Source organism: Sinorhizobium fredii USDA 257 (genome assembly GCF_000265205.3).
GTDB classification, from domain to species: domain Bacteria; phylum Pseudomonadota; class Alphaproteobacteria; order Rhizobiales; family Rhizobiaceae; genus Sinorhizobium; species Sinorhizobium fredii_B.
Genome location: NC_018000.1, coordinates 5461537 through 5476267 on the forward strand (window position 1 = coordinate 5461537; position 14731 = coordinate 5476267).

A 14731-nucleotide genomic window follows, 5' to 3' on the forward strand; every position below is an offset into this window, starting at 1 on the left:
CGGCGCGAAGCGGACGGATCAACTAAAGCTATAGCACGAAAAGCTTGTGGCAAGTCGTACAACATGTGTACCGAAGGGAAAATGGTTAAGCCGCAGAAAGTGCCGAATTCGCATATGAAGCACACGCCCTACGACGGCTCGTCGAAGCCCTTCACGATCGGGCTCACGCAACTCGAACCCGAGCGATGGATCGAGCCGGACGAGGCGCTTGACTTCTATCTCGGTGAAAAGGCCAGGCTGCTGGCGGCAAGTCGCGAAACCGTCTTCGCGGCTGAATCCGGGACGGAGGCTGCCCAGCGGGAGCTCCTCGATTTTCTGACCGATTATCTCCCGCGCCGCTACCCGCAGGTTTACCGGCGCGAGAACGGCGCGATGATCGCCGGCGGCCGCCGTGTGGCGCTCGACGACGACGCCCCTCTGGTAGTCGCCGGGTCGCTGATCCAGGACGATCTGGCGGTCATGGAGCGCAAAGCGGAAGAGTGGCACCTTACCGCCGCCTATGTCGCCTTTCCATCTTCCTGGTCTCTCGCCGAAAAGTTCGGCCGGTCGATCGACGAGATTCACGCGCCGGTGCCGGGCTTCGAAAGGGGAAGCCGCAATGCGGACCTGATCGCCCGCATGTTCGACAATCTCTCTCCAGCCCGCTTCGTCGAGCGCTTCAACTGGGCCGTCAATGTCGACGGCGCCCTGCATCTGCCGAAGTCGAAGGCGGAAGGCATCGGCGCCGAGCCGGCCCAACTGACCGAGGACGGCACCTTCATCCGCATCGAAAGACAGACGCTGCGCAAGCTGCCGCGGACCGGCGCAATCGCTTTCACCATCCGCATCTATTCCGATCCGCTTGCCGCACTCAAGAATCGGCCCGACGCGGCCGCCCTCGCCCGTTCCTTCGTCGGACAATTGAACGAGCTGACGCTGCCGCAGGCAGCCTACAAGGGTCTCGTCAGCAAGCGGGAGGCCCTGATCTCGGCCCTGTTATCGATAGCCGGTTAAGCAAAGTCCGAATTCTCGATTGACCCGCCGGCTCTTTATTGTGACACGAAATTATGATCTAGGGCCTCACGCGAAATTCCCGGGCGCGCTTTTCTGCGCGCGTTCAAGCAGCAATTAGAGACGTTTTGTCAGGAGACACGCAAAAATGGCAGACACCAGCTACCCGGTCTATGGCGAGATTACCGGCCCGATCGTCATGATCGGTTTCGGTTCGATCGGCCACGGCACCTTGCCGCTGATCGAGCGCCACTTCAAATTCGACAAGAGCCGGTTGATCGTGGTGGAGCCCCGTGACGACGCCAAGGACACGGAGATTTTTGCGCGCCACGGCGTGCGCCACGTCCGCGCTGCTGTGACCAAGGACAACTACAAGGAACTCCTGAAGCCGCTGCTGACCGAAGGCGGCGGCCAGGGCTTCTGCGTCAACCTCTCCGTCGACACCTCCTCGCTCGACATCATCAAGCTCTGCCGCAAGCTCGACGTGCTTTATATCGACACGGTCGTCGAGCCGTGGCTCGGCTTCTACTTCGACCCGGAAATGGACAATGCCGCGCGTACCAACTACGCGCTTCGCGAGACGATGCGCCGCGAGAAGGAAAAGAACCCCGGCGGCACGACGGCGGTTTCGACCTGCGGCGCCAATCCGGGAATGGTCTCCTGGTTCGTCAAGAAGGCGCTGCTCGACCTCGCCGACGACCTCGGCCTGAAATACGAGGAGCCGCATCAGGACGACCGTGAAGGCTGGGCCAAGCTGATGAGGAAGACCGGCGTCAAGGGCGTCCACATCGCCGAGCGGGACACCCAGCGCACCAAGCACCCAAAGCCGCTCAACGTCTTCTGGAACACCTGGTCGGTCGAAGGCTTCATCTCGGAAGGCATGCAGCCGGCCGAACTCGGCTGGGGTACCCACGAGGCCTGGATGCCGAAGAACGCCAGGAAGCACAAGAAGGGCTGTCAGGCGGCGATCTATCTCGAACAGCCGGGCGCGAACACCCGCGTGCGCAGCTGGTGCCCGACGCCGGGTCCGCAATACGGCTTCCTCGTCACCCACAATGAATCGATTTCGATTGCCGACTTCTTCACCGTCCGTGACAAGAATGGCGACGTCAGCTACCGGCCGACCTGCCACTATGCCTATCACCCGGCCAACGACGCGGTACTGTCGCTGCACGAGATGTTCGGCAACGGCGGCACGCCGCAACCGGTGCATCACGTCCTGGACGAGACGGAACTGGAGGACGGCATCGACGAACTCGGCGTGCTGCTCTACGGCCACGACAAGAACGCCTATTGGTACGGCTCGCGCCTTTCGCTGGAAGAAACCCGCCGCATCGCTCCCTATCAGAACGCAACCGGCCTGCAGGTGACGAGCGCCGTTCTCGCCGGCATGGTCTGGGCGCTGGAGAATCCGAAAGCCGGCATCGTCGAGGCCGACGAGATGGACTACAAGCGCTGCCTCGAAGTGCAGCTCCCCTATCTCGGTCCGGTCGAAGGCCACTATACCGACTGGACGCCGCTTGACGGTCGTCCCGGTCTCTTCCCCGAAGACATCGACACCAAGGATCCTTGGCAGTTCAAGAACATCCTTGTCCGCTAAGTCGATCGCGCCCGGAGCTCTCTGGTTCCGGGCGCCTCTACCGCGATATTCGCGCCGCGGTCGCCGCTTCCTGCTCTTGCCTGCAACCTAGGATCGGGACTTGTCTTTCTCGAAAACGAATGCCTCTGCGGCTTGAGTGCAACGCCGGGCGCACAAAGTCGCCCCAGAACGTTGCTCCGCTGCTCAATTTGCCGTTAAGCCGGTTCCGGCGGAACGAATTATGGGGTAGAGCGGGGACGAGCAGAAGTCTGTAGCGGTATTGCGTTTGCATCCCGCTTCAACTCGTGACGCGGGAGAAACGCCGATGAAGCCACTCGCCATAATGATCGTCCTGGCAACCGCCACGGCGCTTGCATCATGTCAGTCGTCCCCACAGATCCGGCAAGCACCGCAGGCCCGGGCGGGCGGCGTGGAAGGATCCTGGGTGGATCCGAACGGCATTGTCTCCACCTTCGCCGGAGGCACCTTCTCGACGCGCACCACCGACACCAACCAGCTTCTCGCTTCCGGCACCTATGTGAATGTCAGCCCGACCCTCGTCGAGATCAACATGACCTCGCTGGTGCGAAACACCCAGTCCAGGGTCAATTGCGCGATGGTGGCGCCGACGCAGCTGAACTGCACGACCGATGCGGGCGCCCAGTTCTCGCTCGCCCGCCAGGGCTGAGCAAAGATCAGAAAACGACATGCCTTCGAAGCCCCCATCCGGGGGCTTCTTTGTTTCTGAAGCCGGCTTAACCCTACTTCGAATCCGGCAAAGAAGGCGCGCGTTTAGCGCTTGAAGTCGGGCGCGACTGATGAAAACATCCGGCCTGCGAAAACCACCTCGACAGGAAAGGTTTCCTTCGAGGCTTGCAATCGGCTGAAGACGACAGGCAACAGGAGAACATCATGACCAAATACATGCGGACCGGTCTTATCACCGCATCGCTTCTCGCCCTTTCATCGGGCGCCGCCTTCGCCGATTACGAATTGAACATCCTGCATATCAACGATCTTCACTCGCGCATCGAGTCAATCAACAAATTCGATTCGACCTGCTCGGCCGAGGAGGAGGGCAAGAACGAGTGCTTTGGCGGCGTCGCCCGCCTGAAGACGCTGATCGACCAGAAGCGCCAGGAACTCACCGGCAAGAACGTGCTTCTGCTCAATGCCGGCGACAACTTTCAAGGATCGCTGTTCTTCACGACCTACAAGGGCACCGTCGAAGCGGAATTCCTTAACCTCATGAAGTTCGACGCGATGACCGTTGGCAACCATGAGTTCGACGAAGCCGAGGACGGACTCGCAAGCTTCCTCGACAAGGTCACCTTCCCCGTCGTGACCGCCAACGTGCTGCCGAGCCACAAGTCGAAGATCGGCGACCGGATCAAGCCGTCGCTCGTGCTGGACGTCGGCCGCGAGAAGATCGGCATTGTCGGCGCCGTCGCCAACGACACGCCGGAACTCTCTTCGCCTGGGCCCGACATCCTGATCGGCGAGGACGTGGCGACGATCACCAGCGCGATCGAGGAGATCAAGAAACAGGGTGTCGACAAGATCATCGCGCTCACCCATGTCGGCTATCCGCGCGACCTTGCGGCCATCGCGAAAATCCCGGATGTGGATGTCGTGGTCGGCGGCCATTCCCATAGCCTTCTTTCCAACACCGACGAAAAGGCCGAGGGGCCCTATCCGACGATGGTCGACAACCCGGGCGGCTACAAGGTGCCGGTGGTCCAGGCGGGTTCCTACAGCAAGTATCTCGGTGACCTCGTCGTCACCTTCGACGACAATGGCGTGGTCAAGGCCGCAAAGGGCGATCCGATCCTTGTCGACTCCTCGATCAAGCCGGACGAAGCCGTGGTCTCGCGCGTCAAGGAGCTTGCCAAGCCGATCGAGGAGCTGAGGTCCAAGGTCGTCGCCAAGACGGAAGCGCCGATCGACGGATCGCGCGAGAATTGCCGCGCGAAGGAATGCGAAATGGGCAGCCTCGTCGCCGACGCCATGCTGGATCGCGTCAAGGGCCAGGGTGTGACGATCGCCGTCACCAATGGCGGCGGCCTCAGGGCCTCGATCGACGCCGGCGACGTGACGATGGGCGAGGTGATCACGGTGCTGCCCTTCCAGAACACCGTCGCGACGTTTCAGCTGAAAGGCGCCGATATTCGCGCAGCGCTGGAGAACGGCGTGAGCCAGGTCGAGGAAGGCGGCGGTCGCTTCCCGCAGGTGGCCGGCCTCAAGTTTTCCTTCGATCGTTCGAAGCCGGCCGGCAGCCGGGTGGTTTCGGTCGAAGTGAAGGAGGGCGACGCCTTCAAGCCGCTCGAGCCGGAAAAGACCTATTCGCTCGTCAGCAACAACTTCATGCGCGGCGGCGGCGACGGTTACGCCGTCTTCAAGGCCAAGGGCGAAAACGCCTATGACTACGGCCCGGGTCTGGAAACGGTGCTGGCCGACTATCTCGCCGCTCATCAACCATTCAAGCCCTATACGGACGATCGCATCTCCGAGGTCGCCGCTGCGGCCGGCACGACGACGTCGGAACCGGTTGCGGAAACCAAGCCGGCCGAGAGCGCTGCCGCCGCACCTGCGCCAAAGCCCTCGGCCGAAACGGCGACGCCCGCCGGCGGTCCGCAGAAGCACGTGATCGCCAGGGGCGACACGCTCTGGGATCTCGCCGAGTCCTTCTACGGCAACGGCTTCGAGTGGAAGAAGATCGCGGCGGCCAACGGTGACCCCGAGCCGCGGGCGCTGCACATCGGGCGGGAACTGGAGATTCCGGCGAAGTAAGACAATCTGCCTCGCTTGCAATGCCGGTGCGGGCTTTCCCGCGCCGGCTTTTCTTTTTAGAAGGATTTGAAAGTTGAGGCGTCGCTGGACATATAGGCGCCATGAGGAAGACGATGACAGAAGCAACCGCCGAGCCGACCGCCGCCGCTCACCCCCCGTGAAATCGGGGAAAGTCGGTGTCCTGCTGGTCAATCTCGGCACGCCGGACGGCACCGATTACACCTCCATGCGCCGCTACCTGCGTGAATTCCTGAGCGACAGGCGCGTCATCGAGTGGTCGCGTCTCTTCTGGTATCCCATCCTCTACGGCATCGTCCTCAACACACGGCCGCAGAAGGTCGGCAAGGCCTATGAGCTGATCTGGAACAAGGAACTGAACGAAAGCTGGCTGCGCACCTATACCCGCAACCAGGCGGCGCTGATGGCTGAGACGTTTGCCGGTCATCCGCACGTCATCGTCGATTGGGCGATGCGCTACGGCCAGCCGTCGATTGCCTCGCGCATGGAGGCGCTGCAAAAACAAGGCTGCGACCGCATCCTCGTATTTCCGCTCTACCCGCAATATGCGGCGGCGACGACCGCCACGGTCAACGACAAGGCCTTCGAGGCCCTGTTGAAGATGCGCTGGCAGCCGGCGCTGCGAACCGCTCCGCCCTATCACGACGATCCGGTCTATATCGATGCGCTCGCCGCCTCGATCGAGCGCCACCTGGCGACCCTCGACTGGCGGCCGGACGTGGTCCTGGCGTCGTTCCACGGCATCCCGAAGAGCTATTTCGAGCTCGGCGATCCCTATTATTGCCAGTGCCAGAAGACGGCGCGGCTGCTGCGCGACAAGCTCGGCTGGTCGAAGGAGAGGCTGCAGGTGACGTTCCAGTCCCGCTTCGGCCCGGAGGAATGGCTGCAGCCCTATACGGACGCGACGGTCGAGAAGCTCGCCAAGGAGGGCGTCAAACGCATCGCCGTCATCAATCCCGGCTTCGTTTCCGACTGTCTGGAAACGCTCGAGGAGATCGCCGGCCAGGCAGCCGAAAGCTTCCACCACAATGGTGGAGAGAAATTCACCCACATCCCCTGCCTGAACGACGGCCCCGAGGGCATGGCAGTGCTGAACCACGTCGTGCGCCGCGAACTCGAGGGCTGGTTGTAGCGTATTGCTTGCACGGGTCTTCTGAGGTAGGATGCACCGCAAAGTTGAACGTAGCGTGACCTTGGCCGCCCAGTCGTTGAGGAAGGCACATGGAGCTACTGGACCCCTTCTTTGACCCTCAGAGCTCCTATGTCTCGACAGGGAGCCTTCCGCCGTCCGATCACGTCGCACGTCTGGTAACGCAAGCCCACGAACGCTTCGGGTCAGTCACTCTGGGGCAGAACTCCCAAGTGTATCCGGCGCTTGCCCGCGTTCCGAACAATCTGTTCGGAATTTGCGTCGTGAGCGTGGATGGGCGCGTGTTTGCGGTCGGAGATGCGGAACACGAATTCACCATCATGATCGTGTCCAAGCCGTTCATCTTTGCATTGATCTGCGATGTGATCGGCGCAACCGGCGCGCGTGAGCGGATTGGCGTCAATGCGACCGGCTACGCATTCAACTCTATTGCCGGCATCGAGCGCAACGCGGAAGGACGCAGCAATCCGATGGTCAATGTCTGCGCTCGAGCTCCAGATGCTGCGTCGTCAGCACGATGAAACCGCAGACGATGATCGCCGCCCAGTTCATCCCAGCCATCGGCAGGCCGAGCGCCGTCCAGGCATGAACCTTCGACAGGGTGGGCAGCACCGCCATCAGCACGGTCAGGAGACTGCCCACCGCCGTGCCGAGCACGATGACGTGCAGAAGCCCCGGCGATCTCTTCTTCATGATGAGATTGACGCTCAGGCCCATGCCGGTGACGGCCACGATCGCCACCACTCGATCGGTAGCGGCAATGCCGCCGAGCCCCACACGGAAAATACTCGCTAGAGGTGCGCTGAGCGCCGCGGCGATCGGTCCGCCGAACATGCCGGCAAGCGCCAGCGGCGCGAAGCGCAGGTCCATATGGATGCCGGGACTGAATTCCACGGCGAGCAGGATCGAGCTGATCGATGCAACGCCCGCCATCAGCCCGAACAGGACCTTCTCATGCCCGACAAAGCGCCGCCGCAGTCAGATCGACAGATGCGCCCAGACCGAGATTGCCAGGCTCACAAATGCCAGATCGTCAACAAATTGCCCCCAGATGCCATTCATCGCGCTGCGTTCGGCCTTTCACTACATTCAGAAGATCGATGTTAGACGACAACTGGTTTGAGCTCTATTAAGTCCGAACCGCCGCCAGCCGGCCTGAATACGCCGACAGGGCAATGTCGGCATGCCGCTTGAAATATTTCCGCGAATCGCCACGTGATATCGCGGGCAGCACTCCAAATCCTGGAGTTGCAAAGAGGGAGGGTTATCCGTGGGCGGCTTGGATTACGCGGTCATTGCGCTTGTCGTACTTGTCTTCTTCACGCTTTTCGCCGGCGTCAAGACCGTCCCGCAGGGCTACCGCTACACGATCGAGCGCTTCGGCCGCTACATCAGGACCATAGACCCCGGATTGAACTTCATCATTCCCTATTTCGATCGCATCGGCGCCAAGATGAACGTGATGGAGCAGGTGCTCGACGTGCCGACCCAGGAGGTCATCACCAAGGACAATGCCAGCGTATCGGCTGACGCCGTCGCCTTCTATCAGGTGCTGAACCCCGCCCAGGCCGCCTATCAGGTCTCCAATCTCGAGAACGCCCTTCTCAACCTGACAATGACCAATATCCGCTCGGTCATGGGGTCGATGGATCTCGACGAATTGCTCTCCAACCGCGATACGATCAACGACCGGCTGCTCCGCGTCGTCGACGAGGCCGCCAATCCATGGGGCATCAAGATCACCCGTGTCGAGATCAAGGATATCGCCCCGCCGACCGACTTGGTCGAGGCCATGGCCCGGCAGATGAAGGCCGAGCGCGAGAAACGCGCACAGGTGCTCGAAGCCGAAGGCAGCCGGAATGCGCAGATCCTGCGCGCCGAAGGCGCGAAGCAGTCGGCGATACTCGAGGCGGAGGGCCAACGGGAAGCGGCGTATCGCGAGGCGGAAGCGCGTGAGCGACTGGCGGAAGCGGAGGCCAAGGCGACCCGGGTCGTCTCGGAAGCAATCGCCGCAGGCGACGTGCAGGCCATCAACTATTTCGTCGCGCAGAAATACACCGAGGCTTTGGCCTCTATCGGTACCGCGAACAACCAGAAGATCGTGCTGATGCCGATGGAGGCATCCTCGCTGATCGGCTCGCTCGGCGGCATCGGTGCGATCGCCAGGGAAGTGTTCGGCGACGGTCAGGCGCCCGGCCCCTCCCGCCCCCGTCAGTCGACGCCGCGCACTGGCCCCGCGTCCGGCCCCGTCGAGAACGCATGAGGATCGTTCGATGATCCAGCGCATCGCCCTCGAGCTCGGCCCCTGGAGCTGGTGGGCCCTGGGCCTCCTGCTGCTGGCGGCGGAGGTGATCCTACCAGGGGTCTTCCTGGTGTGGATCGCGTTGGCGGCGCTCCTCACCGGCGCCCTGTCGCTCGTCTTATGGGACATGGGCTTCTGGGTATGGGAGGTGCAACTCGTCGTCTTCTCGCTGCTCGCGCTCGTCTCGGTGATAATCGGGCGGCGCTTCGTCGTCTCTTCGTCGGAAAGCGACGAGGCCTTGCTCAACAAGCGCGGCGAGAGCCTCATCGGCCGCACCGCCGTGCTCGAGCAGCCGATCGCCGAGGGCCGAGGGCGCGTCCGCCTCGACGACACGACCTGGGCCGTCGAGGGGCCGGACCTGCCCGCCGGCACCCGCGTGCGCATCGTCGCCAGCAGCGGCCGACAGCTGACCGTCGAGCCGGCCTGACGCTGGTATTGTCCCGCAGCCGATTTCCCTTAAGAAACGATTGCTTAACCACGTGCCTTTACGATTGCGAAACGATTGTAATCAGGTTCGCGGACAGACGGTAGATGGCGCCCAGTTTTTCACGCTCGATCACGGCGGGCGCATTGCTTGCGAGAAAGCGACTCTGGCTTCTGGCGAGCTATGCCTTTCTTGCCGCGAGCCCGGCGGCTACGCAGAGCCTTGATGTGTCGGGAGCCAAGGACGCCGCGGTGACGGGCATTGCGACTGAGGCGGTGGCCTTTCCGGCTATCACCGATCCTCAAACGACAGCCGCCGTTGCGGCCGCTGACCTCCCACCGGCGCTGGACGAGGATTTCAACCGCCTCAACCGGCGCGAGGAGACGCTCGACGGTCTTCGCGCGCGCATCGATCCGGACGCCGGTCAGGCGCAAGGCATCCGCATCGGCACATTCGTGCTGAAGCCGGCACTCAGCGAAACCTTCAACCATGAACGGCAGAAGAACGGCAGGACGAGCCAGAGCCGAAGCTTTCTCGAGACCGGCCTCAAAGGGTCGCTCATATCGGACTGGTCGCGCCACCAACTGAGCGTGACCGGCGAAGGTGTGCTGCAGGAGAACATATCGGGCGAAGGCGAGGAAGAGCCGCGCGCCGACGTCGATGCGGAATTGCGTCTCGACCTGAGCAACGAAACAATTGCCAGACTGAGCGCGGGCTACAGTTTCGAGCGCGAGGACGCCAATGATCCAAACGCCATAGCCAATGCCGAGGAGCAATCGGCAGTCGACACCTATCGGCTGGGCGCTGCGGTCGAGCGCGACCTAGGCCTCATTCGCGGCTCCGTCGGCCTCGATTTCGAGCGGCAGACCTATGGCGATGTCGAGCTCGACAACGGAACGACGCTGTCGCAGGAGGACCGCAACCGCAATACCGGCACGCTCACCGGCCGCCTCGGTTACGAGCTTTCGCCGGCACTTATCCCCTTCCTCGAGGCCTCGGTCGGCAACTCCATCTACGATCTGCGGCGCGATACGCTCGGCTTCGAGCGCTCTTACGTGAGCTATGCGGGCCGCGGCGGCATGGAGGTCGACCTCGGCGAGAAGCTCAATGGCGAGCTGGCGATGGGATACGAAACGTTTCGTTTTGACGATAAGCGGCTCGGCGACCTCAGCGGCCTTTCGGTCGACGGGCGGATCAACTGGTCGCCGCAGCGCGGCACCGACGTGCTCTTCGGTCTCTTGACCTACCTCGACCCGTCCACGACAGCAGGCAACCCGGGATCGATCAACTACGAGCTGACGAATATCATCACCCACCAGCTGCGTTCGACGCTGGTCGCGACACTGTCGAACAGCCTGACATTGCGCGATTTTCCCGCGGATGCCGCCGCCGCCGACGAGGCCACCTGGCGGACCGGCGCCGGTCTGACGTGGGATATGAGCCGCTATCTCGCCCTGACCGGTGACGTCAGCTACGAGCGCACGAACAGGGATGTCGGCCCTGCGAGCGACACGACCCGCGTCGGCGTCGGCTTGACTTTGCGGCGCTGAGGAAAGCGGGAGTCCTCCTTCAGAAGAAGAAAGGCCGCGGCTGAGGACGCGGCCAGTCTCGATCGTTCGAATTTCGCCTGAGCAAAAAGCTCACTTCAATCCTTGTAGCAGCGACCTGAGCGGCCCTTCGACCGTGGGACGAATATCGGCGCGCTCGAGCGCGAAGGCGACATTGGCGAGGATAAAGCCGTCTTTCGCCCCGCAGTCGAAAGTCTCGCCGCGGAAATGATAGGCGGCGAAAGGCTGCGCCTCGGCAAGCTTCACCATGCCGTCGGTCAACTGGATCTCGTTGCCGGCGCCGCGTTCCTGCCGCTCGAGAATCGGGAAGATTTCCGGCTGCAGGATATAGCGGCCGTTGATGAAGAAGTTGGACGGCGCCGTGCCGGGGGCCGGCTTCTCGACCATTTTGGTAATCTTGAAACCGTCGCCGACCGTGTCGCCGACGCCGACGATGCCGTATTTGTGCGCCTGGTCGGGGGCGCACTCCTCGACGGCGATGACATTGCCGCCGCTGTGCTCGTAAAGCTCGACCATGCCCTTGAGGCAACCCTTCTCGCCCTTCATGATCATGTCGGGCAGAAGCAGCGCGAAAGGCTCGTTGCCGACGAGTTCACGCGCGCACCATACCGCGTGGCCGAGGCCGAGCGGCGCCTGCTGGCGGGTGAAGCTCGTTGTGCCGGCCTGCGGCAGCATGGCTTCGAGCAGCTCGATCTCCGCCTTCTTGTTGCGCTCGCGCAGCGTCTGGTCGAGCTCGACCTGGATGTCGAAATAATCCTCGATGACCGCCTTGCTGCGACCGGTCACGAAGATCAGATGCTCGATCCCCGCTTCCAGTGCTTCGTCGACGACATACTGGATGACCGGCTTGTCCACCACCGTCAGCATTTCCTTCGGCACCGCCTTGGTGGCGGGAAGAAAACGCGTCCCCAGGCCTGCAACGGGGAACACGGCTTTGCGGACTTTACGCTTCTCGGTCATGAACACCTCCTCGGAGTGGACCTCGGTCTAGCCTGAAACAGGCGAATTGGAATCGAAATTAGCCGTCATTTGCCATTTTTTGCGAAGGAAGACGACTCAGGAATTTCATGGTAAAGACTTTGTTGACTTCGTTTCTGTAGGCTTCTCACTGACCCGAAACGGCTGCTGCCGCTCGGCCTCACGAAGGACCGCATGCTGCCCCTCAAGCGGCCCGCTGCGGGCAACATTTGCAAAACCCGGAGTAATCCGTCCGGCATGAACGCTGGCTGAATGCTCCGCCGAGAAACGGAACCGACAGCAGATGATCAGAAACCGCAGGACGTTCTTCCGACATATCGCCGCCGCTCTCGTCGTTGTCGCCGCGCTTGGTCCCTCGGCCGCGCGCGCGGATCAAGGTTTTCAGAACTGGATCAACAACTTCTACTCAACGGCGGCCAAGAGCGGGATCACCCAGGCGACCTACCGTAAGGCTTTCGCCGGCGTGAAGACCCCCGACCCGGCCGTCATTGAAAAAGCCAACTTCCAGCCCGAGTTCAAGCACAAGATTTGGGAATATATCGACTCGCGTGTCAATCCGTATACCAGGCGCATTGGCCAGGAGATGGCAGCCAAGCACGCGCGCACGCTCGACTCGCTCGAACGGCATTTTGGCGTCGACAGGACCATCCTGCTGGCGATCTGGTCGATGGAGTCGAACTACGGCGCTGTCCTCCAGAAGGACGATCGGCTGCACTATGTGCCGCGCGCGCTCGCAACGCTTGCCTATGCCGATCCGAAGCGGGCGAAATTTGCCAGGACTCAGCTGATCGCGGCCTTGAAGATCCTGCAGAGCGGCGACATCACCCCGCGCGAGCTGACCGGCTCCTGGGCCGGCGCCATGGGGCATACGCAGTTCATCCCGACCAGCTACCTGCTCTACGCGGTCGACGCCGACGGCAACGGCCATCGCGACATCTGGAATTCGGTTCCCGATGCGCTGGCCACGGCTGCGAACCTCTTGAAGAAGAACGGCTGGCAGGCCGGGCAGACCTGGGGCTACGAGGTCGTGGCGCCAGCCAATGCGGCGAAATATTCGGGCCAGACGAAAACGCTCGGCCAATGGGCCGCGCTTGGCTTCCTCCGCCCGAACGGCAAGGGTTTCAGCACTTCCAAGACGCGAGCCGAACTCAAGCTGCCGGGCGGCGGCCGGGGCCCGGCCTTCCTGATGACGAAGAACTTCTTTGTCATCAAGCGCTACAACGCGTCGGACTCCTATGCGCTTGGCGTCGGGCTGCTCGCCGACCAGATCGCCGGCTATGCCGGCATGCAGCAGCGTTGGCCGCGGCCCGACGGTTCGCTCGACATCAGCGAGAAGTTCGAACTGCAGAACAGGCTCAAGGAACTTGGCTACTACGACGGCGAGGTGGACGGCAATTTCGGCTCCGGCTCGAAAGCCGCGATCCAGGCCTTCCAGGCGCAGAACGGCCTGCCCACCGACGGTGAACCGACGCAGAATCTGCTGCGCGCCTTGCGCAAGTGACCGCTCTGCAGCCAATCTCCCACGGCGATTTTCGATCATTCGATCCCAAGTCGCCGTGAATTGGCGTATGATGAAAGCGCCTGCCATTCGACGGTGATGTAATCATGTTGATAACCAGAGATGCCGGGAAAGGGTCGCTTCTCCTGCGTTTGGCGCCGGTCTTCGCGGCTGCGGCGGCGATGCTGGTCACCGGCTTCTTTGCCACCATGGCCGAGGCGCAAGAACCGGTCCCGCGTCGCACCCTGTTGCAACGGCTCTTCGGCGGCTTCGCCCCACAGCGGCGGACATATTACGAGGATCCAAACCAGTATCCGACCCAGCCGCGGCCGCGACGCATACAAAGGCGGCGGCAGCAGCCGGCCGAGCAGCAGCGGCCGCGACAGCAGCGCGCCAAGCCGCGCGTCGCCGATGCACCCCCGCCGGCGGCCGTGGTCGAGAAATCGCCGGATGCGAAAAAGGTGCTCGTCGTCGGCGACTTCGTTGCCGGAAGTCTCGGCGACGGCCTGAAGGCCGCGTTCGAAATGACGCCGGGCGTCGTTGTCGAAACGCGCGCCAACGGCTCGTCTGGCCTTGTCCGCGACGACTACTTCAATTGGCCGGACAGCCTGCCGGGCTATATGGCGGAGCTCAAGCCCTCGGTCATCGTCGTCAGTCTAGGCGCCAATGACCGGCAGATGATGCGGATCGGCGAGACCAAGGAGACGTTGCGCACCGACCTCTGGACGGCGGAATACCGCAAGCGCGTCAACGCCCTTGCCGCTCTCGCTCGAAAGGACAATCTGCCGCTTCTCTGGGTCGGCATGCCGCCCTTCCAATCGACCGCCATGACCGCCGACATGGTCACCTTCAACGGCATTTACCGCGAAGAGGTGGAGAAGGTCGGCGGGCAGTTCATCGACATCTGGGACGGCTTCGTCGACGAGGGAGGCAAGTTCGTCCTGACAGGTTCCGACATCAACGGCCAGCAGGTCCGCCTGCGCGGCTCCGACGGCATCAACCTGACCAAGGCGGGCAAGCGCAAGCTCGCCTTCTACGTCGAGAAGGACATCCGCAAGCTGCTCGGCGAGGCCGCCGCCGATGCGGACGTGCCGGGCGCCGAGGGCCTCAAGGATCTCGTGGTCACGGCCCCGCTTGCCAACGAGGATATCGTCAAGACGCCGCCGATCGGCGTGACCGATCCGGCGCTCGACGGCGCAACCGCACTTCTGGGCGCAGGCGCGCCGCAGAAGGGGACCGGCAAGAGCCCGAGAGACCTGCTCGTTGAAAAGGGCGAGGTTCCGGCCGCACCGGTCGGACGCGTCGACGACTTCCGGCTTGCGAAACCGGCAACCGTGATCAGCAATCCGCTGTTGCGGGACTGAGTGTTAGACGTTTCCTGTCGGCAGAGGGGCCTGCCGCGACGCCGTAAGCTCACGATCGGAACATTGTTGC

At 62.6% G+C, this 14731-nt stretch carries 13 protein-coding genes; 11 read left to right on the top strand and 2 right to left on the bottom strand.

The window, feature by feature from the left end; translation table 11 throughout:
- Nucleotides 1-81: 81 nt before the first annotated feature.
- The 6 genes from USDA257_RS25685 to USDA257_RS25710 all read left to right on the top strand — a co-directional run bounded on the left by USDA257_RS25685 (nt 82) and on the right by USDA257_RS25710 (nt 7048).
- Nucleotides 82-993, top strand: a complete 912-nt coding sequence (locus tag USDA257_RS25685; RefSeq protein WP_041414666.1) for a heme-dependent oxidative N-demethylase family protein — start codon at nt 82-84, stop codon at nt 991-993.
- Nucleotides 994-1138: 145 nt separating this feature from the next.
- A complete protein-coding gene (locus tag USDA257_RS25690; protein WP_014765907.1) occupies nt 1139-2590 on the top strand; it encodes a homospermidine synthase in 1452 nt (483 codons plus the stop codon).
- A 304-nt stretch (nt 2591-2894) separates the two neighbouring features.
- On the top strand, nt 2895-3257 hold the full coding sequence (gene omp10, locus USDA257_RS25695) for an outer membrane lipoprotein Omp10 (RefSeq protein WP_014765908.1): 363 nt from the start codon (nt 2895-2897) through the stop codon (nt 3255-3257).
- Nucleotides 3258-3481: 224 nt separating this feature from the next.
- Complete coding sequence (locus USDA257_RS25700) at nt 3482-5359, top strand: bifunctional metallophosphatase/5'-nucleotidase (protein WP_014765909.1); 1878 nt, start codon at nt 3482-3484, stop codon at nt 5357-5359.
- Between the two features lie 157 nt (nt 5360-5516).
- Nucleotides 5517-6509: a ferrochelatase gene (gene hemH, locus USDA257_RS25705; protein WP_041414668.1), complete on the top strand. Its 993-nt coding sequence runs from the start codon at nt 5517-5519 to the stop codon at nt 6507-6509.
- 89 nt (nt 6510-6598) lie between these two features.
- Nucleotides 6599-7048: a glutaminase gene (locus USDA257_RS25710; protein WP_014765911.1), complete on the top strand. Its 450-nt coding sequence runs from the start codon at nt 6599-6601 to the stop codon at nt 7046-7048.
- Here the strand turns inward: USDA257_RS25710 and USDA257_RS25715 are convergent.
- Nucleotides 7002-7460: a LytS/YhcK type 5TM receptor domain-containing protein gene (locus USDA257_RS25715; RefSeq protein ID WP_014765912.1), complete on the bottom strand. Its 459-nt coding sequence runs from the start codon at nt 7458-7460 to the stop codon at nt 7002-7004. The two genes, USDA257_RS25710 and USDA257_RS25715, sit on opposite strands and share 47 nt — an antisense overlap.
- Nucleotides 7461-7797: 337 nt before the next feature.
- Here USDA257_RS25715 and USDA257_RS25720 point away from each other — a divergent pair, with 337 nt between their 5' ends.
- The 3 genes from USDA257_RS25720 to USDA257_RS25730 all read left to right on the top strand — a co-directional run bounded on the left by USDA257_RS25720 (nt 7798) and on the right by USDA257_RS25730 (nt 10803).
- Nucleotides 7798-8790 carry an SPFH domain-containing protein gene (locus tag USDA257_RS25720; protein WP_014765913.1) on the top strand — a complete coding sequence of 331 codons (993 nt, stop codon included), beginning with the start codon at nt 7798-7800 and terminating at the stop codon, nt 8788-8790.
- Between the two features lie 10 nt (nt 8791-8800).
- Nucleotides 8801-9256 (top strand): NfeD family protein, encoded by a 456-nt coding sequence (locus USDA257_RS25725; RefSeq protein WP_014765914.1) that lies wholly within the window; start codon nt 8801-8803, stop codon nt 9254-9256.
- A 104-nt stretch (nt 9257-9360) separates the two neighbouring features.
- Nucleotides 9361-10803 carry an outer membrane beta-barrel protein gene (locus USDA257_RS25730; protein ID WP_014765915.1) on the top strand — a complete coding sequence of 481 codons (1443 nt, stop codon included), beginning with the start codon at nt 9361-9363 and terminating at the stop codon, nt 10801-10803.
- Between the two features lie 90 nt (nt 10804-10893).
- Here USDA257_RS25730 and galU read toward each other — a convergent pair whose 3' ends face one another.
- Nucleotides 10894-11781, bottom strand: a complete 888-nt coding sequence (galU, locus tag USDA257_RS25735) for a UTP--glucose-1-phosphate uridylyltransferase GalU (RefSeq protein ID WP_014765916.1) — start codon at nt 11779-11781, stop codon at nt 10894-10896.
- 301 nt (nt 11782-12082) lie between these two features.
- Here galU and USDA257_RS25740 point away from each other — a divergent pair, with 301 nt between their 5' ends.
- On the top strand, nt 12083-13300 hold the full coding sequence (locus USDA257_RS25740) for a lytic murein transglycosylase (protein WP_014765917.1): 1218 nt from the start codon (nt 12083-12085) through the stop codon (nt 13298-13300).
- A gap of 104 nt (nt 13301-13404) precedes the next feature.
- Nucleotides 13405-14661, top strand: coding sequence for an SGNH/GDSL hydrolase family protein (locus USDA257_RS25745; protein ID WP_014765918.1), 1257 nt, complete (start codon nt 13405-13407; stop codon nt 14659-14661).
- Nucleotides 14662-14731: the final 70 nt, after the last annotated feature.

What these genes read in the sequence shown, in the direction of transcription:
- USDA257_RS25700 (WP_014765909.1), top strand. Translation starts at nt 3,482, where the DNA reads ATGACCAAATACATGCGGACCGGTCTTATCACCGCATCGCTTCTCGCC.
- USDA257_RS25730 (WP_014765915.1), top strand. Translation starts at nt 9,361, where the DNA reads ATGGCGCCCAGTTTTTCACGCTCGATCACGGCGGGCGCATTGCTTGCG.
- USDA257_RS25690 (WP_014765907.1), top strand. Translation starts at nt 1,139, where the DNA reads ATGGCAGACACCAGCTACCCGGTCTATGGCGAGATTACCGGCCCGATC.
- omp10 (WP_014765908.1), top strand. Translation starts at nt 2,895, where the DNA reads ATGAAGCCACTCGCCATAATGATCGTCCTGGCAACCGCCACGGCGCTT.
- USDA257_RS25740 (WP_014765917.1), top strand. Translation starts at nt 12,083, where the DNA reads ATGATCAGAAACCGCAGGACGTTCTTCCGACATATCGCCGCCGCTCTC.
- galU (WP_014765916.1), bottom strand. Translation starts at nt 11,781, where the DNA reads ATGACCGAGAAGCGTAAAGTCCGCAAAGCCGTGTTCCCCGTTGCAGGC.
- USDA257_RS25725 (WP_014765914.1), top strand. Translation starts at nt 8,801, where the DNA reads ATGATCCAGCGCATCGCCCTCGAGCTCGGCCCCTGGAGCTGGTGGGCC.
- USDA257_RS25710 (WP_014765911.1), top strand. Translation starts at nt 6,599, where the DNA reads ATGGAGCTACTGGACCCCTTCTTTGACCCTCAGAGCTCCTATGTCTCG.
- USDA257_RS25745 (WP_014765918.1), top strand. Translation starts at nt 13,405, where the DNA reads ATGTTGATAACCAGAGATGCCGGGAAAGGGTCGCTTCTCCTGCGTTTG.
- USDA257_RS25715 (WP_014765912.1), bottom strand. Translation starts at nt 7,460, where the DNA reads ATGGCGGGCGTTGCATCGATCAGCTCGATCCTGCTCGCCGTGGAATTC.
- USDA257_RS25685 (WP_041414666.1), top strand. Translation starts at nt 82, where the DNA reads ATGGTTAAGCCGCAGAAAGTGCCGAATTCGCATATGAAGCACACGCCC.